Origin of the sequence: Paraburkholderia silviterrae, from assembly GCF_004353915.1 — a bacterium.
GTDB lineage: Bacteria > Pseudomonadota > Gammaproteobacteria > Burkholderiales > Burkholderiaceae > Paraburkholderia > Paraburkholderia silviterrae.
The window spans coordinates 230,625-255,173 of the sequence record NZ_SMRP01000007.1; the positions used below are offsets into that span (position 1 = coordinate 230,625).

The 24,549-nt window shown below is 67.5% G+C and carries 18 protein-coding genes; 12 read left to right on the forward strand and 6 right to left on the reverse strand.

Going from position 1 to position 24,549, the window contains the following annotated elements:
• Positions 1-14 precede the first annotated feature (14 nt).
• The 3 genes from prpF to EYW47_RS16970 all read left to right on the forward strand — a co-directional run bounded on the left by prpF (position 15) and on the right by EYW47_RS16970 (position 1,922).
• On the forward strand, positions 15-1,205 hold the full coding sequence (gene prpF / locus EYW47_RS16960) for a 2-methylaconitate cis-trans isomerase PrpF (protein ID WP_133195986.1): 1,191 nt from the start codon (positions 15-17) through the stop codon (positions 1,203-1,205).
• Positions 1,206-1,356: 151 nt separating this feature from the next.
• Complete coding sequence (locus tag EYW47_RS16965) at positions 1,357-1,554, forward strand: type II toxin-antitoxin system VapB family antitoxin (RefSeq protein ID WP_133195987.1); 198 nt, start codon at positions 1,357-1,359, stop codon at positions 1,552-1,554.
• Positions 1,551-1,922, forward strand: coding sequence for a type II toxin-antitoxin system VapC family toxin (locus EYW47_RS16970; protein ID WP_133195988.1), 372 nt, complete (start codon positions 1,551-1,553; stop codon positions 1,920-1,922). The genes EYW47_RS16965 and EYW47_RS16970 overlap by 4 nt, the downstream gene beginning before the upstream one ends.
• Before the next feature lie 112 nt (positions 1,923-2,034).
• On the opposite strand, the gene EYW47_RS16975 is transcribed toward EYW47_RS16970, so the two are convergent.
• Positions 2,035-2,967 (reverse strand): peptidoglycan DD-metalloendopeptidase family protein, encoded by a 933-nt coding sequence (locus EYW47_RS16975; protein WP_133195989.1) that lies wholly within the window; start codon positions 2,965-2,967, stop codon positions 2,035-2,037.
• A gap of 923 nt (positions 2,968-3,890) precedes the next feature.
• On the opposite strand from EYW47_RS16975, the gene EYW47_RS16980 reads away from it, so the two are divergent.
• Positions 3,891-4,991, forward strand: coding sequence for an OpgC domain-containing protein (locus EYW47_RS16980; RefSeq protein ID WP_133195990.1), 1,101 nt, complete (start codon positions 3,891-3,893; stop codon positions 4,989-4,991).
• Between the two features lie 343 nt (positions 4,992-5,334).
• Positions 5,335-6,186: an alpha/beta hydrolase gene (locus EYW47_RS16985; protein ID WP_133196077.1), complete on the forward strand. Its 852-nt coding sequence runs from the start codon at positions 5,335-5,337 to the stop codon at positions 6,184-6,186.
• A gap of 108 nt (positions 6,187-6,294) precedes the next feature.
• On the opposite strand, the gene EYW47_RS16990 is transcribed toward EYW47_RS16985, so the two are convergent.
• Positions 6,295-7,362 (reverse strand): AI-2E family transporter, encoded by a 1,068-nt coding sequence (locus tag EYW47_RS16990; protein ID WP_133195991.1) that lies wholly within the window; start codon positions 7,360-7,362, stop codon positions 6,295-6,297.
• 484 nt (positions 7,363-7,846) lie between these two features.
• On the opposite strand from EYW47_RS16990, the gene EYW47_RS16995 reads away from it, so the two are divergent.
• From EYW47_RS16995 to EYW47_RS17005, 3 genes are all read left to right on the forward strand, one after another.
• Positions 7,847-8,155, forward strand: coding sequence for a DUF3331 domain-containing protein (locus tag EYW47_RS16995; RefSeq protein WP_133195992.1), 309 nt, complete (start codon positions 7,847-7,849; stop codon positions 8,153-8,155).
• 377 nt (positions 8,156-8,532) lie between these two features.
• Positions 8,533-11,088, forward strand: a complete 2,556-nt coding sequence (locus tag EYW47_RS17000; RefSeq protein WP_133195993.1) for an adenosylcobalamin-dependent ribonucleoside-diphosphate reductase — start codon at positions 8,533-8,535, stop codon at positions 11,086-11,088.
• A 97-nt stretch (positions 11,089-11,185) separates the two neighbouring features.
• Positions 11,186-13,075 (forward strand): putative bifunctional diguanylate cyclase/phosphodiesterase, encoded by a 1,890-nt coding sequence (locus EYW47_RS17005; protein WP_133195994.1) that lies wholly within the window; start codon positions 11,186-11,188, stop codon positions 13,073-13,075.
• Between the two features lie 52 nt (positions 13,076-13,127).
• Here the strand turns inward: EYW47_RS17005 and EYW47_RS17010 are convergent, their stop codons facing one another.
• Entirely contained in the window at positions 13,128-14,018 is an 891-nt protein-coding gene (locus EYW47_RS17010; protein WP_133195995.1) for a LysR family transcriptional regulator, read from the reverse strand.
• A gap of 186 nt (positions 14,019-14,204) precedes the next feature.
• On the opposite strand from EYW47_RS17010, the gene EYW47_RS17015 reads away from it, so the two are divergent.
• The 3 genes from EYW47_RS17015 (at position 14,205) to EYW47_RS17025 (ending at position 18,588) form a co-directional block, all read left to right on the forward strand.
• Positions 14,205-15,965 (forward strand): acyl-CoA dehydrogenase family protein, encoded by a 1,761-nt coding sequence (locus tag EYW47_RS17015; RefSeq protein WP_133195996.1) that lies wholly within the window; start codon positions 14,205-14,207, stop codon positions 15,963-15,965.
• A 10-nt stretch (positions 15,966-15,975) separates the two neighbouring features.
• Complete coding sequence (locus EYW47_RS17020; RefSeq protein WP_133195997.1) at positions 15,976-17,196, forward strand: CaiB/BaiF CoA transferase family protein; 1,221 nt, start codon at positions 15,976-15,978, stop codon at positions 17,194-17,196.
• Between the two features lie 84 nt (positions 17,197-17,280).
• Positions 17,281-18,588 (forward strand): MFS transporter, encoded by a 1,308-nt coding sequence (locus tag EYW47_RS17025; protein ID WP_133195998.1) that lies wholly within the window; start codon positions 17,281-17,283, stop codon positions 18,586-18,588.
• A gap of 50 nt (positions 18,589-18,638) precedes the next feature.
• Here EYW47_RS17025 and EYW47_RS17030 read toward each other — a convergent pair whose 3' ends face one another.
• From EYW47_RS17030 to EYW47_RS17040, 3 genes are all read right to left on the reverse strand, one after another.
• The gene (locus tag EYW47_RS17030; RefSeq protein ID WP_133195999.1) at positions 18,639-20,747 is read right to left on the reverse strand and encodes an EAL domain-containing protein; all 2,109 of its coding nucleotides are present in this window, start codon (positions 20,745-20,747) and stop codon (positions 18,639-18,641) included.
• A gap of 319 nt (positions 20,748-21,066) precedes the next feature.
• Complete coding sequence (locus tag EYW47_RS17035) at positions 21,067-21,993, reverse strand: 2-hydroxyacid dehydrogenase (RefSeq protein WP_133196078.1); 927 nt, start codon at positions 21,991-21,993, stop codon at positions 21,067-21,069.
• A gap of 71 nt (positions 21,994-22,064) precedes the next feature.
• Positions 22,065-22,991: an AraC family transcriptional regulator gene (locus EYW47_RS17040; RefSeq protein ID WP_240763762.1), complete on the reverse strand. Its 927-nt coding sequence runs from the start codon at positions 22,989-22,991 to the stop codon at positions 22,065-22,067.
• Between the two features lie 372 nt (positions 22,992-23,363).
• On the opposite strand from EYW47_RS17040, the gene EYW47_RS17045 reads away from it, so the two are divergent.
• A complete protein-coding gene (locus EYW47_RS17045) occupies positions 23,364-24,416 on the forward strand; it encodes an NAD(P)-dependent alcohol dehydrogenase (RefSeq protein WP_133196001.1) in 1,053 nt (350 codons plus the stop codon).
• Positions 24,417-24,549: the final 133 nt, after the last annotated feature.

Consider the following 24,549-nt stretch of genomic DNA (forward strand, 5'->3'; position numbering starts at 1 on the left):
GACACGGGATTCCCATGAGTCATAAACCCCAGATCAAAATCCCCGCCACCTACCTGCGCGGGGGCACCAGCAAAGGCGTGTTCTTCCGCCTGCAGGATCTGCCCGAAGCCGCGCAACAGCCAGGCGTTGCGCGCGACAAGCTGCTCATGCGCGTGATCGGCAGCCCCGACCCGTACGGCAAGCAGATCGACGGCATGGGCGGCGCCACCTCCAGCACCAGCAAGACCGTGATCGTGGCGAAGAGCAGCCGGCCCGATCATGACGTCGACTATCTGTTCGGCCAGGTCGCCATCGACAAGGCCTTCGTCGACTGGAGCGGCAACTGCGGCAATCTCTCCGCCGCCGTGGGACCGTTCGCGATCAGCGGCGGCCTCATCGACCCGAGCCGCATTCCCGAGAACGGCGTGCTCACCGTGCGCATCTGGCAGGCCAACATCGGCAAGACCATCGTCGCGCACGTGCCCATCACGAACGGCCAGGTGCAGGAAACCGGCGACTTCGAACTGGACGGCGTGACCTTCCCCGCCGCCGAAGTGCAGCTCGAGTTCCTCGACCCCGCCGCCGAAGAAGAAGGTGCGGGCGGCGCGATGTTCCCCACCGGCAATCTCGTCGACGACCTCGAAGTGCCGGGTGTCGGCAAGCTGAAGGCCACGATGATCAACGCGGGCATCCCGACGATCTTCGTGAACGCCGAGGCCATTGGCTACACCGGCACGGAACTGCAAGACGCGATCAACAGCGACGCCGAGGCGCTCAAGAAGTTCGAGACCATCCGGGCATACGGCGCGCTGCGCATGGGTCTCATCAAGAACCTCGACGAGATCGCCACGCGCCAGCACACGCCGAAGATCGCCTTTGTTGCGAAACCTGTGGGCTATACGGCGTCGAGCGGCAAGCGCGTGGAAGCCGGCGACGTCGATCTGCTGGTGCGCGCGATGTCGATGGGCAAGCTCCATCACGCCATGATGGGCACGGCGGCCGTGGCGATCGGCACGGCAGCGGCCATTCCGGGCACGCTCGTGAATCTCGCGGCGGGCGGCGGCGAGCGCAATGCGGTGCGTTTCGGGCATCCGTCGGGCACGCTGCGCGTAGGCGCCGAGGCGCGTCGGGAAGGCGGTGAATGGACGGTCACGAAGGCCATCATGAGCCGTAGCGCGCGCGTGCTGATGGAAGGCGCGGTGCGGGTGCCGGGGGATGCGTTTTAAGGCAAGGTCACCGCAGACGGCATCGGCCAGTACGAGGCCGCCCCGGCGCATTTCAGCGCCAGGGCGGCCTTTTTCTCGACACGGCATTGACAGGCACAAACAACGTCATCATATGATGCTATATTTTGTGCACTAGCTATCGGGAGGCGCTATGCGGACCACAATCTCGCTGGACGATGATCTGATCGCCAAGGCACAGGCCTATACGGGTCTGGAAGAGAAAACGGTGCTTGTGCGCGAAGCGCTCAAGGCGCTGATTCAACGCGAAGCCGCGAAGCGACTCGCAAATCTCGGAGGGAGTCAACCGGGCATTGAGGCGGCACCGCGTCGCCGCCAGGATGTCGAATGATTCTTGTCGACACATCGATCTGGATTGACCATCTCGCCGCATCGGATCTTGTGTTGGTCAATCTGCTCACTGAGGAGCGTGTGGCAACGCACCCCTATGTGATAGGAGAGATTTCGCTAGGTAGCCTGCGCGATCGCAGCGTAGTGCTCAGTGCATTACTCGACCTGCCGAGCGTGCCCGTTGCAACGCCGGAGGAGACGTTTTATTTGATCGAGCGCGAGCGATTATTCAATCGCGGAATTGGCTACGTCGACACGTCGCTGCTCGCGTCAGCGCGCCTGCTTCCCGGCGTCACAATCTGGACGCGCGACAAGCGGTTGAAGCAGGTTGCAGATGAACTCGGCCTGAGCGCGGCGCTCGGGCACTAGAAAAGCACGCTAGAGCATCACACAGCGGAAAAAACGCTGCGCCGGAGAATCCGGGGCAGCGTTATCAATTGCGAGATGCTAGTGCTTTCGTATCGCGTCGAAGCGCCAACGCTCAACCCTGCGGCGACGACGGCAAATACGGCATCGGATCGACCGGCTTGCCGTCGCGGCGCACCTCGAACAGCACGGCCACGCGGTCGTTGTTCTCGCTGCCCATCTCCGCGATCTGCTGGCCCTGGTGGACCACGTCGCCCGTCTTCACAAGCAGGCGCCGGTTGTGCGAGTACGCGGTCAGGAAGTCCTTGTTGTGCTGGACGATGATCAGGCTGCCGTACTCGTTCAGGCCCGTGCCCGCGTACATGACCTTGCCGTCGGCGGCGGCGATCACGGGGTCGCCGGCCTTGCCCGCGATCTCGATGCCGCGCGTCGTGCCCGGCTCGAACGGCTCCACGACCCGGCCCTGCGCCGGCCAGACCAGCGCCACGCTGCGCGCATGGCGCTTGACCTCGGCCGCGACCTGGCGGCCTTCCGCGGTGTTCGTTGCGGGACTCGCCGCGGTGCTCGTCGCCGTATCCGCTGAGACATTCGCGCCGCCGGACTGAACAGGCGCGGCGGCTTGCACCGTGATCGTCTGCTTCGAGACGAGCTTGAGCGACTGGCCGGCCCGCACATGGCTGGTGGGCTTGATGCCGTTCCATGCCGCCAGTTCCTTGACCGAAACCTTGTGGCTCGCCGCAATTCCCAACAGCGAATCGCCGCGGCGCACGCGCACCCAGGTGGTTTTCGTGACGACGCGCGTGACCGGTGCGCTGGCCGCCTGTTGCTGGCTCGCCGCAGCAGCGGTTGCCGTTGCCGATGCGGCGGCACCCGAGGCCGGGCTCACCGCCGCCGACGGGTCGGGCTGCGGCTGCGAAGGCGACGGCTGCTGCTGGCCAACGTTTGCGCAAGCGCCCAGCAACGCGGCCAGGCCGAGGCCTGCGAGGCGCTGCCACAAGCGGCGCGTCAACAGGCCGTTGGCGCGCGGACCTGAACGATCCTCAAACATGATTGTTAATCTCCTGTCGATAGGAGTTAGCGCTTCAGCGCTTACTCCTATCCCATGCTTCGCGGTCGATCGGAGTTGGTGCAGAGCTCTTACTCCGATCCCATGCTTCGCGGTCGACCAGAGTTAGCGCTCCAACGCCTACTCCGATCCCATGCAAATCCGTCCATCGCAGCAGGACGCCGCACGGGCGGCGCGGCCAGGTCTGCAGCGTCAAATCGCGCTCCCGCCCCACTCGCCGGCCCAAACACGCGCGTCAGGCCTACTTCCATCTGCATTCAAAATGCACGCTTTGCCCGACAAAATCGGCCACCGTCGCGCAAAATTCGAGGCGGCAATTCCGCTTCTATCTTGAAAACAGTCTGGCATTGTAAAGCGCATTTCACATATATCAGGCAGGCAACAACACTCTGATACAAATCTTAAAAAGATGACGCTTCTTCCAGCCTGCGCGGCCTGAAACAGAGCCGAAGCAGCACTGGATCCCACCCTCATTTTTTGACATATCGGCGCGCTGAACCAGAACTTAAGTCGCGGCGCCCACTGAAAGCTCTTTGAAATTAATGTAGTATTGCGGCCGTCAAGCGTAAGACCCGGCCCGTGGGAACCTTGGCGCGCCAATGCAGGTCACTCCTGGGCCGCCGCTATCCTCGCCGCTTTTTACCGGGCTTTTGACGCCACTTGCCGCTCCGGCCTTGTGCAGGAAGCGGCGCTATCGCGGCCCCGGCGCTTGCGTCACATGGGCTTGAACCGTTGCTGCGCAACGGCTGCCCGAGTGGCAAGCCGAGGCAGTTGCCGTCGTCGAGCTTTGCGCTCCGGCAACGTGCCGCCGCAGCGACCTTTTTTGCACGCGCCAGTGCGGCCGTGCGCGCCACCCGGCCGTTTCCGGCCCGCTCGGCGCGCCGCGTCCGGTTGACGCCGGAGCCATGTCACAGTCATCCAATCGTCTCGTCGAACTCGACTTCTTTCGTGGCCTTGTCCTGCTGATCATCGTCGTCGACCACATCGGCGGCAGCATCGTTTCGCGCGTCACGTTGCACGCCTATGCGCTGTGCGATGCCGCCGAAGTGTTCGTGTTCCTCGGCGGCTTCGCCACGGCCACCGCCTGGGCCGCGCTCTGCGCGCGCCGCACCGAGGCCGCCGCGCGTCAGCGCTTCATCAAGCGTGCGTTCGAGATCTATCGCGCATTCGTGGTCACCGCGCTGCTCATGCTGCTCGTGACGGCGGTCCTGGTTGCCTGCAACGTCGACGCGCCGAACCTCGCCACCACCGACCTCGACGACCTCACACTCGCCCCCGCCGCGGCGCTGCGCGACATCGTGCTGCTGCGCCGCCAGCCGTATCTCGCAGGCGTGCTGCCGATGTACGCGTGCTTCGCGCTGGCCGCGCCGCTCGCCTTGCCGCTCGCGCGCACGCGGCCGTGGCTGCTGGCCGCGATCAGCCTCGCGCTGTGGGGCATCGCCCCGCCCCTCACGCCGTGGCTGCCGCACGTGGCCGACGTCAACTGGGACTTCAATCCGTTCGCCTGGCAATTGTTGTTCGTGGCCGGCGTGATCGCACAGACGCAGCCGGTATTCCAGCGCGTCACCGCGCAGCGCAAGCTCGGCACCTTCGTGACGGCGCTCGCGCTCGCCGTAATCGCGGGGGCCGCCATCTACCGCCTGCATCTGGGCAGCACCGCACTCGATGGCGAGTTCAAGCGCAATCTCGCCTGGTTCCGCGCGATCAACTTCTTCGGCGTGGCCTGGCTCACCGCGCATGTGATCCGGCTCGGCTGGGCGAAGAAGCTCGCCGCCGCCCTGCCATGGGTGGGGCTCGTGGGCCGCAAGGGGCTGCTCTCGTTCGTGGCCGGCGCGGTCATCTCGCTGACGGTCGACTCGCTGCTCTACTGGTACACCGACGGCTATTTGAACGTGCCGCTCGGCCTCGCCGCCGACGCCTTCGCGCTCACCGCGCTGCTTCTGGTTGCGCGCGCATCCGATCCGCTCAAGCGTCTGTTGCCATCGCGCGCGAAGGTGTCGGCCTGAGCGGATCGGGCCGGCGGCAACGCAAAGGTTCGTCCGCGGCGCAGCCACGCCGGCGCCACGGACGAAACCCCGCGGCCCCGGCGCGCGTATTCTTCCGGACTTGTGCCCGCGCCGCTCGCCGTGCTGCTTCCGGCGCGCACGGGCCACTGCTAGCATGATGACCCCGCGCCGCTGACGCGCCTTACTGACCGGCTCTCCTGCCATGCGCAGACACCCCCGCACCGCGCTGTTCGGCCCGCACTTCGCTTCGCCTCGCGCGGCGCGTGCCGCGGCTCGTCTCACGGCGATCACGGGCTTCAGCAGCCTCTTTCGGCACAACAGGCGCAACAGGCTCAACAGGCTGATGAAAATCGGGCGCACCGCGCTGCTCGCGGCCCTCGCGACATTCACCACGCTCTTCACGTTCGCCGCCCCCGCCGCGGCCAGCACGGTCGCGCTGCACAGCTTCCACGCAACAGCGCTCGGCCGCGACTGGCCATACGCGGTCTATCTGCCCACTGGCTATCGCAGCGACGCGGCGCGCTATCCGGTGCTCTATCTCCTGCACGGCAACAATGGCGATGCGCTGGACTGGGTCACGCAAGGCGACCTGCAGAGCACCGTCGATACGCTGATCGCCCGCCGCGAGATTCCCCCGGTCGTGATCGTGATGCCGCAAGGCGGCACCGCCTGGTACGTCGACCGCAAGGAAAAGATGGAAACGGCCTTCTTCGCCGACCTCATACCGGAGGTCGAATCGCACTTCGCCGTCGAGGACGAGCGCGGCGCGCGCGCTGTCGGCGGCGTCTCCATGGGCGGATTCGGCGCGCTGCGCTACACGCTGGAGCACCCCGAGATGTTCTGCGGCACCTTCCTGCTCTCGCCGGCAATCTACTCGGGCGACCCGCCGCTGGCCTCGTCGGCGCGGCGCGTGGGCGTGTTCGGCGAACACCAGTTCGACCCGCACGTCTGGCGCGCGCTCAACTACCCGGCGCTGTGGAGCGGCTATTTCGGACGGCCCTGGCGCGTGCCCATCTTCATCGCCTCGGGCGACGACGACCTCGTGATCCAGGCCGAATCGTCGCTGCTCTATACGCGCCTGCGCGAGGCGGGCAACCCCGCGGCGCTGCGCATCGTCGACGGCGGCCACGTCTGGCCCGTCTGGCGCGAGCTGCTGCCCGCCGCGCTCAAATACACGCTCGCCTGCGTGCACTAAGAGCTGCGCAGCGTCCGTGAAAGCCGGGCGCTGCCCATGAAAGCCGCACGACGTCCACGAAGCGCGGCGTCCCCGCGGACTCAAGCCCGCAGGCCGAAAGCGCCGGCGTCACTCCGCCCAGTTCACCCACAGCACCATCAGCACGGTCATGAGCGCCGGGCCGATGAAGATGCCGATCAGCCCGAAGGTCGCCGCGCCGCCGAGGATGCCGAACAGCACGAGCAGGAAGGGCAGGCGCGTCGAGTTGCCGATCAGCACGGGCCGCACGAAGTGCTCGGCGACGAACACCACCACGAAGCCGACCACCGCGAGCGCGACGGCCCCGATGACGGAGCCTTGCACGACGAGCCACAGCGCAGCGCCGCAGAACACGACGGGCGCGCAGAACGGCAGCATCGCCGCGATGGCGGTGACGGTGCCGAGCAGCGCCGCATGCGGCACGCCGGTGAGCATGTAGCCGATGCCGAGCAGCACGCCCTCGCCCAGCCCGACGACCACGAGGCCCGTCACCGTCGCGCGCACCGCGGAGGCCATGCGCTGCAGCAGCTGCGCGCCATCCGCGCCGAACGCGCGGCGCGCGCCGCGCATCACGGTGCCGGAGAGCCTCGGTCCCGCCTGCAAGATCACGAACAGCGTGACGAGCATGAAGCCGAAGGTCACCGACGCATGCAAGGCGCGCGCGCCGAAATGCCGCCCGAACGTCACGAGGGCGTCGCTGTGCAGGCCCTTCATGGCGGGCGAGGCCTTGAGCGGCGGCGCGAGATTGGTCTGCCACCAGGCGCTCAGCGTGTGGCTGCCCACCGGCAGCTGCGCGACGAAATCGGGCACCGGCACGCCGTTCTCCTGGGCCGAACGCACCCACAGATAGAGCTCGTGAGCCTCGCCGCCCGCCTGGATCGCGGTGACCGTGATCGGCAGCACGACGAGCAGCGCGATGGCCACCGTGAGCAGCGTGGCGATCCACGTGGTGCGGCACTTGAACCAGCGGTGGCGCTCGATGGCCTGATAGGCCGGCCACAGGACGATGGCGATCACGCACGCCCACGCCACGGCAGGCAGGAACTCGCGCACGACCCACAGCGCGAGCAGAACGAGCGCGGCAAACAGCGCGGCGGAGGCGATGCGCTGGTTTTTTTGCTCGTTTGCGGAGTTGGGAGCAGGCGGGCGATGAATCATGTAACCTCGTGAAAATTCGACAAAACGGCTCGTGCGGCGCAGCAAACCTGGTCCCGCCGCAAGCAGACGCCGGTATCCGGGCCTCCCGGTATCCGAACCTCAGGGCATCCGGACGCGAGGCGTGCCGGCATGGCGCAAAGCCAGCCCTGGACGAGTCGCCAGGCCGCCAGCATACGGGCGGCGCACCGAAAACGCGAATCTCCAGCCGCCACCTCAGGCCGCTTTCCATCTGATTCGCGCCGACTCGCGGCGTTCCAACCCCACCCCTCCAGGCCGATTTTCGTGTCGCGCTTTGCACAACACTGCGTTGCACAAATCCGGCTTGTCGCGCCTTGAGCGCCCGCAAACCCCCATTTCTTCGTTAATCGCACAGTGTCGCAGGGGGATTGTTGTCGTTTGTGGAATGGTGTTTCAACGGCGACACAATGGCACTTGGCGCCGCACAGGAATACAGTCCGGGCAAACCCCACTTACGGAGCCGACAATGAGAAAGAAAGCGTGTGTTGCGCTTGACGGAGCCAACGGTGAACGCATCGAAATCCTCGAACAAACGGATTCAGCGCTCGTGATCCGCTGGGTCGAACCCGGCCGCTGCCACTACGGCGAACAGCGCTGGCGCCGACGCTCGGCGCATACCTCGGGCACCTGCGCCGTCTCGCGCCGCAAGATCCGCCGCGGCGACGCCGTGTTCAAGCCTGCCGAACGGCCGGCGCCGCTCAATGCCTCGGTGATGATCGCAGCGGAAGTGTTCGGCGACCTCGTCGCCAACGTGCCGTTCAGCGAAGCGGCCTGAAGGCAGCCGTCCCGAAGGAAGCAGTCCCGAGGGAAGCTGGCCTGAAGTCAGCCGACCTGACGGCATGCTGCCCACGTGGCTCAGGCGGCTCGGGCGGCCCACCCGAAACACCCGCGGTGGATCGCCTCCAGCCCCGCTGCTGAGACCGGCCACGCTGCCAGGACCGGCCACACTGCCGCCCGCACAGCCGGACTGAGTTCCTCCTCCGCTCGACGCGCTTCTCAGGCGCGCCCGCCGCCGCTGCGGTAAGGTTGCAGAAGATGGCGCCGGCCGCGCACCTCATGCGCGAGCGGCGCTTCGTCCCGCAACCGCCGCCACGCCCCTCGCACCCGTCATCTTTCGTCTAGCGAGCGCGCGGCGCCCCGAGAGGCCCGGCCATGGCTGAAGACACGTCCCCGCTCCCGTTCCCCGCGCAGTCTTTCTCGCTCGACGTGCTGCTCGAAAAGTACGCCAAAGGCGACGAGCAAAGCGCCGACGACATCTATCGCCGCGTCGCCCACGGCGTCGCGCAGGCCGAGCCGCCCGCGCTGCGCGCCGAGGTGGAGGCGCGCTTCGTCGAAAATCTGCGCCACGGCGCACTGGGCGCGGGCCGCATCATGAGCGCGGCGGGCGCCGGCATCGAGGCCACGCTCATCAACTGCTTCGTGCAGCCGGTGGGCGACAGCATCCAGGGCGTGGACGACGAAGGCCGCCCCGGCATCTACGTCGCGCTCTTGCAGGCCGCCGAGACCATGCGGCGCGGCGGCGGTGTCGGCTACAACTTTTCGGCGATCCGTCCGCGCGGCGCGCACGTCAAATCGACGGGATCGAGCGCCTCCGGGCCATGCAGCTACATCGACGTATTCGACGCCTCGTGCCGCACCGTGGAGAGCGCGGGCTCGCGGCGCGGTGCGCAGATGGCCGTGCTCGACTGCGATCACCCCGACCTGCCCGAGTTCATCGAGGCCAAGCATTCGAAGGGACGCTGGAACAACTTCAATGTCTCGGTGGCGGTGACCGACGCGTTCATGCGCGCCGTCGAAAACGATGAAATCTGGCCGCTCGTGCATCGCGCCGAGCCCTCGCCCGCGCTGCGCGCGGCAGGCGACCTCAAGCAGCGCGAAGACGGCCTGTGGGTCTACGCGGAAAAGCGTGCCCGCGCGCTGTGGGACACCATCATGCGCTCGACCTACGACATGGCCGAGCCGGGCGTGGTGTTCATCTCGCGCATGAACGAGGACAACAACCTGCGCGCGCTGGAAAGCATCCGCGCGACCAATCCATGCGGCGAGCAGCCCCTGCCCGCCTACGGCTGCTGCAATCTCGGCCCGCTCGATCTCACGCGCTTCGTGCGCGAGCCGTTCGCGCAGTTGCGCGGCGGCCAGCCCGCGTTCGACTGGGACGAGCTCGCCGCGCGCACCGCCACCCAGGTGCGCTTTCTCGACGACGTGCTCGACGTCACGCTCTGGCCGCTGCCCGAGCAGCAGGCGGAGGCAGCAGCCAAACGGCGCATCGGCGTGGGCTTCACGGGCCTTGGCGACACGCTCGTGATGCTCGGCATCCGCTACAACTCGGAAGCAGGCTGCGAGTTCGGCGCGCGAGTGGGCCGCACGATGCGCGACGCGGCGTACCGCGCGTCGGTGGCGCTCGCGCGCGAGCGCGGCGCATTCCCCCTTTTCGACGCCAGCACGTATCTCGCTGCCGGCACCTTCGCCTCGCGCCTGCCCGAGGACCTGCAGGCCGAAATCCGCGTGCACGGCATCCGCAACAGCCATCTGCTCTCGATCGCGCCCACGGGCACCGTGAGCCTCGCGTTCGCCGACAACGCCTCGAACGGCATCGAGCCCGCGTTCTCGTGGACCTACCAGCGCACGCGCCGCATGGCCGACGGCAGCAACGAGACCTTCACGGTCGAGGACCACGCGTGGCGCGTCTATCGCGAGCTGGGCGGCGACGTCAATGCGCTGCCCGGGTATTTCGTGAGCGCGCTGCAGATGAGCGCGCAGGAGCACGTGGCGATGATGGCGGCCGTGCAGCCGTTCGTGGACACCTCGATCTCGAAGACAGTGAACGTGCCCGCCGACTATCCGTTCGACGCCTTCGAGGACCTCTATCTCGACGCATGGCGGCGCGGGCTCAAGGGTCTCGCGACCTATCGGCCCAACGAGACGCTCGGCGCGGTGCTCAAGACGCTGCCCGCCGCCGGCGACGCGCTCGACGACGCCCAAAGCGACGCCCTGCTCGACCCCTTGCGCGTGGCGATCGACCATCGGCCCAAGGGCGAGTTGCCCGCCGTGATCGAGAAGATCGAATACCTCACGCAGACGGGCAAGGTCTCGCTCTACGTGGCCGTCTCGTTCCTCGAAGTGACGGGCCAGGTGGGCGGCGAATCCATGACGATCGAGCGGCCTATCGAATTCTTCATTCCCATCGGCCAGCGCGACGAGTCGCAGCAATGGATCACGGCGACGATGCGCTCGCTCTCCCTTGCTGCGCGCGGCGGCTTCGTCGCACGCAATCTGCAGGACTTGCGCAAGGTCTCGTGGGACCGCGGCCAGGTGCGCTACGGCGAGACCCAGCGGCTCGACGGCAAGCGCACGCCGCTGTGGCACGACTCCGAGGTGGCGGCCATCGCCTATGCGATCCAGCAGATCCTGCACCGGCGCGGCTTTCTGGATGCCGAGGGGCGCCAGGTGCCGTCGCGGTTGCTCGCACAGCGGCGCGCCGAAGTTGCCGCGCGCGCAGGCACAAGGCCAAGCGGCGACGCCGATGCCGCGACGCGCGCGGGCGACCGGGTGCTGGACGGCCCCAACGCCCTGCCCGCCGACGCGGCGCTCGCGGCGCCCCACGCCATGCTCGGCCGCAAATGCGGCTCGTGCGGCGCAAACGCGGTGATCCGGCGCGACGGCTGCGACTTCTGCACCGCGTGCGGGGAGATCGGGACCTGCGGCTAGCGGGGGGGAGGCCGCCGGCGTCAGACCTCGGGGGTTAGACCGACGGATAAATCTGGGCTAATCTCGTTAAATCATAAGACTTGACTGAGGAGACTCCGTGCTCACGTCCGCCCAGGGCGACAGGGCCTGGACCATCGGCCTTGTGCGGCGCATTTACGTGCTCAGGACCCTCGGCTACGCGATGGGCACGCTCCCCATGCTGTCCTTGCTGCACCTGCAGCAAGCGCCGGCGTGGCTCCTCGCCGGCGTGCCTGCCGTCTGCCTCGTCTGGCCGCATCTCGCCTACTGGCTCGTGAGCCCTGCCATTGACGACGCGCCCCGTAGAGAGCGCTGGAACATGCTCGTCGATTCGGTCTTAGGCGGCTGGCTCATCGTAGCCGTTCATTTCGAGCCCGTGGCGAGCGTCGTGATCCTGCTGATGTTTGCGCTCGACAACATGGCGATCGGCGGATGGCCGCTTTTCGTCGCCGGGCTGGGCGCCAGTGCTGCCGGTCTGGTGGCCGGAACGGCGACTTTTGGCATCGCCTTCTATCCCTTGAATATGCGGGTCGCGCCGGTCTGGCTGCCCATCATCTTTGTCTATCCGCTGCTCTTCGCCAAAACGTCGCATGACGTCTCGGTGAAGCTGCTCGATCGCTCGCGCCGCATGCGCGAGCTGAGCGAATGCGACAGTCTGACCGGGCTCGCGAATCGTGCGGCGGTCAGCACGAGATTGCAGGCCCTGCTCGCGGCCCCCGGCCGCAACGGCGAATCCGTCCATGTCGTTTTCCTCGACCTCGATGCCTTCAAGACCGTCAACGATGCGCTCGGGCACTCCGTCGGCGATCTGTTGCTCGTCGAAGTCGCCGCGCGCCTGCGGGCCTGCACCCGCCCGGGCGACATCGTCGGCCGCTATGGCGGCGACGAGTTCATCATCGTGGCGCCTGGCAGGCGGGGCGACACGGCGCGCTTCGATCTGCCCGACGCCGTGCTCGCGGCGATGGCCAAGCCCGTGCTCATCGACGGGCATGAGCTCGTGGTCAGCGCGAGCGTCGGCGTCAGCGTGTTTCCCATGGATGCCTGCGATGCGCAAACGCTGATTCCGTGCGCGGACATGGCGATGTACGCGGCCAAGAATCGCGGCCGCAATTGCTGGGAGCGCTATCGGCCCGAGATGCGCGCGGACGCCGACGCGAAGCTCATCCTCTCAGCACGTCTGAGAAGAGCGATCGAAGCAGGCATGCTGCGGCTGCATTACCAGCCACAGGTCGACATGCGCAATGGCCAGGTGCTTGGCGTCGAAGCGCTCGTGCGCTGGTACGACGAGATTTACGGCGAGATCGCGCCAGCGGAGTTCGTCCCGCTTGCGGAAAAGTCGGGATTCGTCGCGAAGCTCGGCGAATGGGTGCTGCAGGAGGCTTGCCGTCAGTCGGCCGTCTGGCGGCGCATGGGTATTGCACCCGGGCGCATATCGATCAATGTGTCGCCGCTGCAGTTGCAGCGCCCGAACATAGTGGAGACGTTTCAGGCCATCTTGCGCGAGACGGGCGTCGATCCGACGACACTCGAGCTCGAGGTCACCGAAACCGCGCTGATGCAGCAACCCGACATCGCCGTGCGCCGCCTTGACGAATTTCGCTGCGCCGGCATCAGCGTGTCGGTCGACGATTTCGGCATGGGCTACTCGAGCCTGAGCCAATTGCGGGCGTTGCCGGTCGATCGCATCAAGATCGACCGGGCGTTCGTGCGTTGCGTCGAGGAAAGCGACACCGGTGCGATCGTGAAGGCGATCGTCACGCTGGCGAAGGCGCTGGGCTTGTCCGTCATCGCTGAAGGCGTCGAGACGCTCGCGCAGCAGGAGTTTCTGCTCGCACTCGGCTGTGTGGAAGCCCAGGGCTTCCGTTTCAGCAAGCCGCTCGACGCCGAGAGCATCACGCGCGTGCTCGCCGACGGCGGCCCGCTGCCGCGGCCGTCGCGCACCACGCGCGGCGATCAGGTCAGTGTCTGAGTCGCGCGCGGCACGGGCTGCGTTTCGCAAGGCCTGCTGATGCGCCGGCCCACTACGGGCTAACGCGAGCCTGCAGCGCCAGATACTCCACGAACCCCTGCACGCTGGCGTCCTTCTCGCCCGCGCGCACCAGCTTGAGAACCTGCGATTCATAAGGATTGCTTGCGAGTGGCCTGAACACCGCACGCTCTCCGCTCATGTTGCCGAGCGCGGCGGGAACGAGCGCGATGCCCATGCCGAACTCCACCATCGTCACCACGGTCTGCCAAAGCCTCGCCTCGTGACGGATCTGCGGGCTGAAGCCGGCCTCCACACAGGTCGCGATGATCTGATCGTGATAATGCGGCGAGACCGAGCGCGGAAACAGGATGAATGGCTCGCGCGCGAGCGTGGCGAGCTCGATGCGCCTGCGGCGCGCGAAGCGGTGCCCCGCCGGCAGGCAGCAGAGAAACGGCTCGGAAAATAGCGGCTCGGAGTGCACCTCGGCAGGAAACCGCCCCCAGTGCGCAAAGCCCAGATCGATCTGCAAACGCTGCAGCGCATGCACCTGCTCGATGGTGTTCATCTCGCGCAGCACGACCTCCACGGCGGGGTGCTCGGCCTCGAAGCGCCGCACCGCCTCGGGCAGCCCGCGATAGAGCATCGAGTTCACGAAGCCGATGCGCAGCCGCCCCGCGAGCCCATGCGCCGAGCGCGCCGCGATGCGCCGCACCTCCTCGGCCTGCTCCAGCAGCCGCCGCGCCTCTTCGAGCAGCACGAAGCCCGCGTTCGTGAGCGCGACGGCCTTGTTGGTGCGCTCGAGCAACTGCACGCCCAGTTGCTCTTCGAACTTGCGGATGTCGAAGCTCAGCGCGGGCTGCGAAATGAACAGCCGCCGCGCCGCGCGCCCGAAGTGCAGTTCCTCGGCCACGGCCACGAAATAGCGCAATTGCTTGAGTTCCATCGCAGTGTCTCCATGCGGTTTTGTCGTCTGCCCGATGTCGTTATCGATAGATGCTGCTTATCGTACAGGACATCGTTTGTATTGGACCGTTATCGTCGCCCTGCCTAAGCTTGGCCCTTGAGCTGGGACCCATTGTCGCGCCTGAGCGCGCAGATCCGAACAAACCCTAAGGCTGGAGACACCCCCATGAGCGATCTTTCCACCGTCGCCGCGCAGGCAGACGGCTCGGCCAATATTCCCGACAGCCGCGGCATCAACTTCTTTACGAGTGACCCCGGTCTGGCCCCGCTGCTGCGCAGCTATCTCGGCGATGCCGCCTACGCCGCCATCGCACCCCAACTCGTCACGCTCGGCCAGCGCGCCTCGGACGAGCTCGATGCGCTGGCGCTCGCCGCCGACCACAATCCGCCCACGCTCAAGCAGCGCACGCGCCGCGGCGAGCCGCTCCAGAGCCTCGAAAAGCACCCCGACTACGTCGCGCTCGAGCGCGTCGCCTACGCCGAGCTCGGCCTCGCGGCGATGAGCCATCGCGAGAACGCGCCCGCGCCGCTCGTGAAATACGCGCTCACCTATCTGTTCGTCCAGGCGGAGTTCGGGTTGTGCTGCCCCGTGAGCATGACCGACTCGCTCACGCGCACGTTGCGCCGCTTCGGCTCGCCCGAGCTCGTCGCGCGCTATCTGCCGATGCTCGCGTCGCAAGACTTCGACACGCTCTATCAGGGCGCGATGTTCATGACCGAGCAGGCCGCGGGCTCGGACGTCGCACGCATCGCCACGCGCGCGGTCAGGGAGCGTGGCGCGAACGGCGAAGACGTCTGGCGCCTCTACGGCGACAAATGGTTCTGCTCGAACGCCGACGCCGATCTCGCGATGGTGCTCGCGCGCCCCGACGACGCGCCCCCGGGCATCAAGGGCCTCGCGCTCTTTCTGCTGCCGAAGACGCGGCCCGACGGCACGCGCAACAGCTATCGCATCGTGCGCCTCAAGGACAAGCTCGGCAGCCGCTCGATGGCGAGCGGCGAGATCGTGCTCGAAGGCGCGCAGGCGTATCTGATTGGCGAAGTGGGCCGCGGCTTTCATCAGATGGCGGACATGATCAACATGTCGCGTCTGTCGAACGGCGTGCGCGCGGCGGGCCTCATGCGCCGAGCGCTCACGGAAGCGCTGCACGTGGCGCGCCATCGCGAAGCGTTCGGCCGCAAGCTGATCGAGATGCCGCTGATGCAGCGCCAACTGCTCAAGATGATGCTGCCCGCCGAGCAGGCGCGCACGATGTTCATGCAGATCGCGACACTGCTCGCGCGCGCCGACCGCGGCGACGAACTTGCGGCGAAGTGCGTGCGTATCCTCACGCCGCTCATCAAGTTCCGCGCGTGCCGCGATGCGCGCCGCGTGACCGGCGACGCCATGGAAGTGCGCGGCGGCGTGGGCTATATCGAGGAATGGAGCGACCCGCGCCTCGTGCGCGACGCGCATCTGGGCTCGATCTGGGAAGGCACGAGCAACATCGTCGCGCTCGACGTCGCGCGCGCGGCCAAACGCGAAGGCGCGCTCGATGCGCTCGCGCGCTACGTGCGTGCACAGCTCGCCGAAGCGGGCCTGCCCGAGGCAAGCGCGGCGCTGCTGCGCGCCGCCTTCGAACGCGCGGGCGCGGCGCTCGAAAGCGTGGCCGAATGCGGCCGCGACGAGTCGGTGCGCCAGGCCGCGAGCGCGCTCTATCACGCCACCACGGCCGCCTTCATGGCGTGCGAGGCCGCGCAAGTCTCGCGCGGCGCGCAGGACTACCGGCGCCTCGCGCTCGCGCACCTGATCGTGCGCCACAAGCTGCTGCCGCGCGATCCGCTCGCGCTCGACGAACGCGACGCCGACGCCGCGCAACTGCGCGCACTCGTAGACGAACAACCGCTGCCGCTCGCTGACGCAATGAAGCTGCTGCCCGCACAGTGAGGCCCGCGCAATGAGCATTCATCAGATATCCGAAGCATCGGCATCGAGCAAGGTCAACGGCGCGCTGCATGGCCTGCGCGTGATCGACCTGAGCCGCGTGCTGGGCGGCCCGTACTGCACGCAGGCGCTCGCCGACCACGGCGCCGAGGTCATCAAGCTGGAGCCACCCGTTGGCGACGAAACGCGCGGCTGGGGCCCGCCCTTTCTCGACGAGACCGCCTGGTATTACGTGGGCGTGAACCGCAACAAGCAAGGCATTGCCGTGGACCTGTCGCGCGACGAGGGCCGCGCGATTCTCTGGCAACTGCTCGAAGGCGCCGACGTCCTCGTCGAGAATTTCAAGCCCGGCACGCTCGCGCGCTGGGGCATGGATTACGAACGCGATCTCAAGCCGCGCTTTCCCCGCCTGATCCATTGCGCGATTTCCGGCTTCGGTCCCGATGGCCCGCTCGGCGGCCTGCCCGGCTACGACGCCGTGATCCAGGCGATGGCCGGCCTCATGAGCGTGAACGGCGAAAGCGACGGACCCGCGCTGCGCATCGGCCTGCCGATCGTCGACATGGTCACGGGCCTGAATGCGCTTGCCGGCATCCTGCTCGCGCTCGCGGAGCGCGAAAAGAGCGGCTTGGGCCAGTCGGTCGACATCGCGCTTTACGACTGCGGCGTCTCGCTGCTGCATCCGCATCTGCCGAACTTCTTCGGCAACGGACGCACGCCGCAGCGCAGCGGCAACGCGCATCCGAACATCGCCCCCTACGACAGCTACGCGACCGGCACTGCGCCCATCTTCCTCGCCGTGGGCAACGACCGGCAGTTCGCGAAGCTCTGCGCGCATCTGGGCGTGCCCGAGCTCGCCGACGACGCGCGCTACGCCGACAACCGCAGCCGCTGCGCACATCGGCCCGAGTTGAAGGCGGCGCTCGAAGCACGGCTCGCGCAGCATGAGTGCGAGCCGCTCGCGCGCGATCTGATCGCCGCGGGCGTACCGTGCGGCCCCGTGCAGACGGTCGATGCCGTGGTCGCCCATCCGCACACGCACCATCGCCGCATGCTCGTCGAGATGGACGGCTATCGGGGCACGGGCGCGCCCGTCAAGCTCTCGCGCACCCCGGCCACCTATCGCACGCCGCCGCCCGCGCTCGGCGGCGACACACGCGCGGTGCTCGACGCGCTCGGCATCGATGCCGCCACCCAGCAGAAGCTTTTCGATGCGGGGGTGGTGAAGGGATGAAACGCTGGCCGCAGTCAGGACGCGACATCAATCGATAGAAGACTGGCTCAAGCCGGCTCGACCCAAAGAACTTAGGAGACAAGCATGACGAGCATTTCCACGCGCCAGCCCGCGCGCGCTTCGCTGGCCGCCTTCGTCGGCACCACGATCGAGTGGTACGACTTCTATATCTACGCCACCGCAGCCGCGCTCATCTTCGGCAAATTGTTCTTCCCGTCGAACGAGCCCTTCTACAGCACGCTCGCTTCGTTCGGCACCTTCGCCGTGGGGTTTTTCGCGCGGCCGCTCGGCGGGCTCGTGTTCGGGCATCTGGGCGACCGCATCGGCCGCAAGAAGGCTCTGGTCGCCACGCTTTCGATCATGGGCGTGGGCACCGTGGGCATCGGCTTTCTGCCCACTTACGCCAGCGCGGGCGCACTCGCGCCGGCCCTGCTGGTCGCGCTGCGCATTGCGCAGGGCATCGCCATCGGCGGCGAATGGGGCGGCGCAGTGTTGATGGCGGGCGAGCATGCGCCGAAAGAAAAGCGCACGTTCCTCGCCTCGTTCGCACAACTGGGCAGTCCCGCGGGTCTGATCCTCGCGCTGCTCGCGTTTCGCAGCGTCGCGCATCTGGACCACGCCGCGCTCTTTTCCTGGGGCTGGCGTCTGCCGTTCATCGCGAGCGCGGTGTTGCTCGTAGTGGGCCTGCTGATCCGCTCGGGCGTGAGCGAATCGCCCGAGTTCGAGGCGCTCAAGACCCAGCGCCGCACAGCCGCGCTGCCGATCCTCGAGGTGCTGCGCGACAGCTGGCGCGTCGTGCTGCTGTGTCTGGGCGCCAACGTGATCGGCGTGGCGGGTGCGTGGTTCGTCAACACCTTCATGCTCAACTACACGACGCAGACGCTCGGCCTCGACCGCGCACTGATTCTCGACTGCCTGTTCGTCGTCGCCTTCATCCAGCTCTTCACGCAGCTCGCCTCGGCCTGGTTCGCGCAGCGCGTGGGCGCGGGCCGCTTCCTCACGTTCGCGGCTGGGCTGGCGATGCTCTCGCCCTGGCCGATGTTCGTGCTGGTTTCGACCGGCAAGCCGGCCGCCATCGTGATCGGCATCGCCATCGCCGTGATGTGCATGTCGAGCTCGTATGCGGTGATGGCGGGTTTCATGACGAATGCCTTCCCGGTGCGCGTGCGCTATTCGGCTATTTCGATCTCCTACCAATGCTGCGCGGCACTCGCGGGCGGCCTCACGCCGCTGGTCGGCACGCTGCTCGCACACGATTTCCCCGGGCAATGGTGGCCGCTGGCGCTCTTCTATAGCGCGCTTTCAGCCGTGTCGCTCGTGTGCATCACGGTGCTGCAACGCAGGCAGCCTACGGCAGCGGCAACGGATGTGGCCATCGCGTTGACCGAATAAGGCGCGAGGCAAATGCGAACCAGGCGCACCCCGTGCGCGCCGCGGCCCGCTCAGTGCGTGTGCGACGGCATGGGCTCGGGCGTGCGAGTCTCGTGCGCCGTCGCCGCGATCGCGCTCGTGAGGCGATCGCGCGCGGCGCGCCACGCGTCGCTCTCGCGGCCGCCGTCCAGCAGGGCGCGCAGGAGATCGCGCTGGAGCGCCTCACGCGCCTCGCCTGCCGGCAGCACGTCGCCGAGTCCCACCAGCGCTTCGGCCAGCGGAGTGTTCGCGACAAACGCGGCGGCTTTGAGGAGATCGCGCGCCGCGCCGGGCACCGCCGCGATCATGAGCAAGCGTTCTTCCCACACCACGAAGCGAGCGAGCCGCGCAAGCACGCTCTCTCGCGCGCCTGGCGCCTCGCGCGCTTCGTGCGCTTCGTGCGCCTCGTCGGCGGCAATCCACCCGGGCAGTTGCGCGGCCGGCATGGGCCGCGCGATCACGTAGCCCTGTGCGCCGTCCACGCCGAGTATCGCGAGCGCCGCCAGCAAATCCGCCGAATCGACACCCTCCGCCAGCACCAGCTTGCCCAGCGAATGGCCCAGACGCGTCACCTGATACACCACGCGCAGCGCGTCGAGCGCCGTGTCGCCTTCGAGATGGGCGATCTCGCGGTCAATCTTGATCCAGTCGAACGGCAATTCGCGCAGCCGCGCGAGCCCGCTATGCCCCGAGCCGAGATCGTCCTGCGCGAGCAGCACGCCCAGCGCACGAAACTTTCCAAGGATCGAGCCCTGCCCCTCGTTCATCGAGAATGCTTCGGTCTCCAGAACTTCCAGCGTGAGTTGCGCGCTCGGGCATGCGTACGTCTGCAGCGCCTCGCGGGCCGCCTCGAAATAGCGGATGTCGTTGAGCGCGGCCGGCGGCAGGTTGATCGAGACGGCCAGATCGTGTCCCGCCGCGAGCCATTGGCGGCGGTCGGCAAGCGCCTGATGCAACCCGCGCGCGAAGAGCTCGAGCAGATCGTCGGAGGCCAGCGCGAAGAGAAATTCGTCGGGCATCAGCAGCCGCTCGCCGTCGCGCAGGCGCGCGAGCGCCTCCACCTTGCCGCAGCGGCCCGTTGCCAGATTCAGCAGTGGCTGATAGTGCATCTGCAGCGCACCCGTGCGCACGAGCGCCGCCCAATGCTGGCGCACGCTCACCGGCACCGCGGCGCCGGGCATGCCCTCGTGGGTCTGCAGGCGTGCGACGGCGCAGCCGAGCAGCGTCTGCAATAGTTCGACGAAAGCCACCTGGTCCGGCCCGACGAAACCGCCCGGCCACGCGCTGTAGAGCATCAGGATCGCGATCGGCGGCTGGCCGGTGGCGGCGAGCGGCAGCGCAACGGCGGAGCGCAGGCCCTCGCGCGCGGCGACATCGCGCCAGCGCGCGACGAGCGGATCGGTCTGATAATTCACGACGCGCTCGGCCTTGCCGCTGCGCCAGGCGCGCCCCACGGCGCCCTGCCCGCACAGGTGGTCGGCACGCACGCTGATGACGTGGCCCTCGGCCCCCAGCGCGTCGAGCAACCCGCCACCACTGTCCGCACTGCTGCCGCTGAGGCGCCCCCGGCCGCCCGCGCCCGCCTCGAAGTGGAAGATTCCCGCCGCATCGGGACGGCCGATCGCGCACGCGGTCACTTCGTCGTGGGCCGCGAGCGCGGCGATGACCTGGTCGATGAAATGGGTATAGCTGCCCGCCTCCCAGACGATGCGCGTGATGCGCTGAAGCACCTCCTGCTGCGAATCCTGCACCGCCTGATACGCCTTCAGTTGCCAGGCGGTGTCCGCAATCAGGCGCCGCGCGTAGAGCGAGAGCGCCTGGCGGCTCACGTTGCGCCCGATCTGCTTGTCGACGAGTTCCTGCAGGATGCCGCGGCTGCGCACGAGCTCTTCCTTGTCGAGCCCGACGATGGCATGGATGCGCCCGACGCGCATCGCCATTTCGGCGCGATCCTGCGAGGTCAATGACGGCTGCGCGAGTGCGAGCAGGTTCTGCATCTGCCGCGTCTTGAGATGTGCAAGCTCCTCTCCCGACAGCATTTCGAGGATGCGTCGCGACTTGGGCAAGCGCGCCAGTTCCTCATAGAAGTCGTTCACCACGAGGTCGGCGGTTCGTTGCAACGCCTCGATCAAAGTTTGCATGCGTAACGTCTCATGGTTCCCGGGACCGGGAAGTCGGCCGCCCGTGCGCGGCGCGCAAGGCGGTGAGCGAGACCGCGTCGCTCAACGGAAGATGATACGGCATGCATAAACGCGCGGATGGCCGCCACTATGGAGACTTTCTTCGGGACGTGGTCCAGCGTACATAGCCGGGCGGCGAGCAAGCAGATCCGGGGCACGCGAAAAATTTTCCGGGACTCAGGGCAGCCTAAAGTACCTTGGCACGCCTTAAGGCGCCCTTAAGGCAACCTTAAGGCAACTCCAAGCGGCCGACACTTGCCAGGGGCGGCTCCAGGCGGGTTCAGAGCGGCGTGAGCAGCGGCGCGCCCGCGAAGCATTGCGTGGCGTTCGCGATGAAGTGGCGAATGCTGGCCGCGCGCACGTCGGGCGACGTGCCGGCCACGTGCGGCGTGAGCACGATGTTCTCGAGCGCCACGAGCGCCTGAGGCGGCGCGGGCTCGCCCTCGTAGACGTCGAGGCCCGCGCCGCCCAGCGTGCCCTGCGCGAGCGCAACGGCCAGCGCCGCCGTATCCACCACGCTGCCGCGCGAAACGTTGACGAGAAAACCCTCGGGCCCGAGCGCATCGAGCACCGCGCGATCGATCAGATGCTGCGTTTGCGCGCCGCCCGGCGTCGCCACCACGAGGCAGTCGCTCCACTGCGCGAGCGCGAGCGGCGTATCGAAATAGCGTGCGCTCACGCCCTCGCGCGGCGTGCGATTGTGATAGCCGATCGCCATCTCGAAGCCCGCCGCGCGCCGGGCGATCTTTGCGCCAATCTGCCCATAGCCGACGATGCCGAGGCGCCGGCCCGTGAGCGTGGGCCGCATCGGCAGCGCATCGCGCCAGACACCTGCCCGGCACGCGGCGTCGAACTGCGGCACCGCGCGCACGGCAGCGAGCAGGAGCGCCATCGCGTGATCGGCGACGCAATCGGCGTTCACGCCGGCCCCGTTGCACAGCGCGATGCCGCGCGAGCGCGCATGATCGAGCGCGAGATTCTCATAGCCGGCGCCCAGCGCGCCCGCGAGTTCGAGCGCGGGCATGCGGTCGATCTCGTCGGCCGTGAGCCCGGTCGTGCCATTCGTGAGCACTGCGCGCACGGTGGGGCCATGCTGTTCGATCGCCTGGGCGCGCCGCTGCGGTACGTAGAGCACGTCGAAGTGCCCGGCAAGCTCGGTGCGGTCGGCGTCGGTGAGCGGGATCAGCACGAGCAGGCGCGGCTTCACGGTGTGGCTCATCGCGTCACAACTCCTTCGGCATGCGAATCAATGGATCAAGGATGCCCGCAACAGCGGACTCACACGACCGTCACATAGCGTGCAGGCGCTTCGACGCGTGGCGCGGCAGCCTCCGCAGCGCCGCGCGCGCGGCGCATTTCGTCGGCGGGCGTGCAGCCGAACAGGCGCTTGAACTCGCGGCTGAACTGCGAGGCGCTCTCGTAGCCCACGCGCGTGGCCGCCGCGCTCACGTTCATGCCATCGTGCGTGATCAAAAGGCGCGCGTGATGCAGGCGCGTGGTCTTCACGTACTGCATCGGCGAGGTCGAGGTCACGGCCTTGAAGTGCGCATGGAACACCGCGAGGCTCATGCCGGCCTCGGCGGCCAGCAGGCCCACGTCGAGATCGCCGCGGTAGTCGCTGTGAATGCGGCGCAGCGCCTTCGCGATGCGGCCGAAATGTTGCTGATGCGTGAGCGCCGCGCGAATCGCGTCGCCCTGCTCGCCCGTGAGCACGCGATAGCAGATCTCGCGCACGATCGCCGGACCGAGGATGCGCGCCTCGCACGGCTGCGTGAGCGCTTCGAGCAGGCGCAGCACGGCGTTCGAGAGCGGTGCGTCGAGCGGCGTCGCGTAGATGCCCGCGGGCTCGGACACGGCGCTGCCGCGCGAGTCGTCGAGCGCCATCAGCAGTTCGGCCACCATCGTCAGATCGACGCGCACGGAAATGGCGAGCAGCGGCTTCTCGGGCGTGGCCTCGGTCTCGCACTCGAACGGCAGCGGCACCGAGAGCACGAGATATTGCTGCGCATCGTAGATGAACATCTGGTCGCCGAGAAAGCCGCGCTTGCGGCCCTGGCAGACGATGAAGATGCTCGGCTCGTACATGACCGGCTTGCGCGGATGGCTCTGGCTGCCGCGATAGAGCCGCACGCCTTCGAGCGCCGTGCAATGCACGCCGTCGCGCTGGGTGAGCTGCAGGAGCAGCTCGACCACGCGGCGCTGCATCGCGTCATCGGGTGCCGGGCGCGACGCGTTCGCGGAGCTGGCCGTGGAGACGAGCGGCGCCACCGCGGCGGCTGGCGCGAGCGCGGCAGCACCCTGCGCCGCGCGGACGGTTTGTGAGCTTTTCATGACAGTTGCGCCCCTAAATTCATCGATACCGACAGAGAAACAGGCTTGTCAATCTATCACCGAACGCACGCGTGCGTACTTCGGCAGGAGAAACAGGCAAGTCTTCGATAGATTCAGGTATTCCCTGGGTCGGCCCCGGTCCTTAGGATGGGAACCCTGCCGCAACACCCGATACGCGTAGCGCCCGATGCGCTGCGTCTCGGCGTTTGCGTGCCCCTTGCAACTCAGCTTCAGGAGCCACCGCCCATGTACCCGACTTATGGATACGCCGCCCGCGACGCCGCCTCGCCGCTCGCCCCGTTCGAATTCCAGCGCCGCGATCTGCGCGAGCTCGACGTGCGCATCGACGTGCAGTTCTGCGGCGTGTGTCACTCGGACCTGCATCAAGCCCGCAACGAATGGCGCAACACGCTCTATCCGGTCGTGCCGGGCCACGAGATCGTCGGCCGCGTGACGCAAGTGGGCAAGGGCGTCACGCGCTTCAAGGTGGGCGAGCTCGTGGGCGTCGGCTGTCTCGTCGACTCGTGCCGCACCTGCGCGAGCTGCACGGAAGGCCTCGAACAGTATTGCGAGAACGGCTTCGTGGGCACCTATAACGGTGTCGACCGCGTGAGCGGCGACATCACCTACGGCGGCTATTCGACGCAACTCGTGGTCGACGAAGCCTTCGTGCTGCGCGTGCCCGAGAACCTCGACCCCGCGGGCGCCGCGCCGCTCCTGTGCGCGGGCATCACCACGTATTCGCCGCTGCGCACATGGGGCGCGGGCCCCGGCAAGAAGGTCGGCATCGTGGGCCTCGGCGGCCTCGGCCACATGGGCGTGAAGCTCGCGCATGCAATGGGCGCGCACGTGGTGCTGTTCACCACCTCGCCTTCGAAGATCGAGGACGGCAAGCGCCTCGGCGCCGACGAAGTCGTGATCTCGAAAGACCCGGAGCAGATGAAGGCGCACGCCAACAGCTTCGATTTGATCGTCAACACGGTGGCCGCGCAGCACGACCTGAACCCGTTCATCGAGCTGCTCAAGCGCGACGGCACGATGACACTGGTGGGTGCGCCCGAGCACGATCACCCTTCGCCGCAAGTGTTCAACCTGATCTTCAAGCGCCGCCGTCTTGCGGGCTCGCTGATCGGCGGCATTGCAGAAACGCAGGAAATGCTGGACTTCTGCGGGCAGCATGGCATCACGTCCGATATCGAAATGATCAAGATGCAGGACATCAACCACGCCTATGAGCGCATGCTCAAGAGCGATGTGAAGTACCGCTTCGTGATCGACATCGATTCGCTGCGCCAATAAGCGCGCCACGTACGACGTCCTGCCCTGCCCCGCCGGGCCGTCCATTCCGGACGGCCCAACCAGCCCTTTCGTGCCGAGGCCTGCTTTTTCCCGGCCTCACGTAGTCGAGCCGGCGCTCCCGCATGCAGTCACC

Excerpts from the sequence above, each read along its gene's own strand:
- prpF (WP_133195986.1), top strand. The coding sequence starts at position 15 with ATGAGTCATAAACCCCAGATCAAAATCCCCGCCACCTACCTGCGCGGG.
- EYW47_RS16965 (WP_133195987.1), top strand. The coding sequence starts at position 1,357 with ATGCGGACCACAATCTCGCTGGACGATGATCTGATCGCCAAGGCACAG.
- EYW47_RS16970 (WP_133195988.1), top strand. The coding sequence starts at position 1,551 with ATGATTCTTGTCGACACATCGATCTGGATTGACCATCTCGCCGCATCG.
- EYW47_RS16975 (WP_133195989.1), bottom strand. The coding sequence starts at position 2,967 with ATGTTTGAGGATCGTTCAGGTCCGCGCGCCAACGGCCTGTTGACGCGC.
- EYW47_RS16980 (WP_133195990.1), top strand. The coding sequence starts at position 3,891 with ATGTCACAGTCATCCAATCGTCTCGTCGAACTCGACTTCTTTCGTGGC.
- EYW47_RS16985 (WP_133196077.1), top strand. The coding sequence starts at position 5,335 with ATGAAAATCGGGCGCACCGCGCTGCTCGCGGCCCTCGCGACATTCACC.
- EYW47_RS16990 (WP_133195991.1), bottom strand. The coding sequence starts at position 7,362 with ATGATTCATCGCCCGCCTGCTCCCAACTCCGCAAACGAGCAAAAAAAC.
- EYW47_RS16995 (WP_133195992.1), top strand. The coding sequence starts at position 7,847 with ATGAGAAAGAAAGCGTGTGTTGCGCTTGACGGAGCCAACGGTGAACGC.
- EYW47_RS17000 (WP_133195993.1), top strand. The coding sequence starts at position 8,533 with ATGGCTGAAGACACGTCCCCGCTCCCGTTCCCCGCGCAGTCTTTCTCG.
- EYW47_RS17010 (WP_133195995.1), bottom strand. The coding sequence starts at position 14,018 with ATGGAACTCAAGCAATTGCGCTATTTCGTGGCCGTGGCCGAGGAACTG.
- EYW47_RS17015 (WP_133195996.1), top strand. The coding sequence starts at position 14,205 with ATGAGCGATCTTTCCACCGTCGCCGCGCAGGCAGACGGCTCGGCCAAT.
- EYW47_RS17020 (WP_133195997.1), top strand. The coding sequence starts at position 15,976 with ATGAGCATTCATCAGATATCCGAAGCATCGGCATCGAGCAAGGTCAAC.
- EYW47_RS17025 (WP_133195998.1), top strand. The coding sequence starts at position 17,281 with ATGACGAGCATTTCCACGCGCCAGCCCGCGCGCGCTTCGCTGGCCGCC.
- EYW47_RS17030 (WP_133195999.1), bottom strand. The coding sequence starts at position 20,747 with ATGCAAACTTTGATCGAGGCGTTGCAACGAACCGCCGACCTCGTGGTG.
- EYW47_RS17040 (WP_240763762.1), bottom strand. The coding sequence starts at position 22,991 with ATGCAGCGCCGCGTGGTCGAGCTGCTCCTGCAGCTCACCCAGCGCGAC.
- EYW47_RS17045 (WP_133196001.1), top strand. The coding sequence starts at position 23,364 with ATGTACCCGACTTATGGATACGCCGCCCGCGACGCCGCCTCGCCGCTC.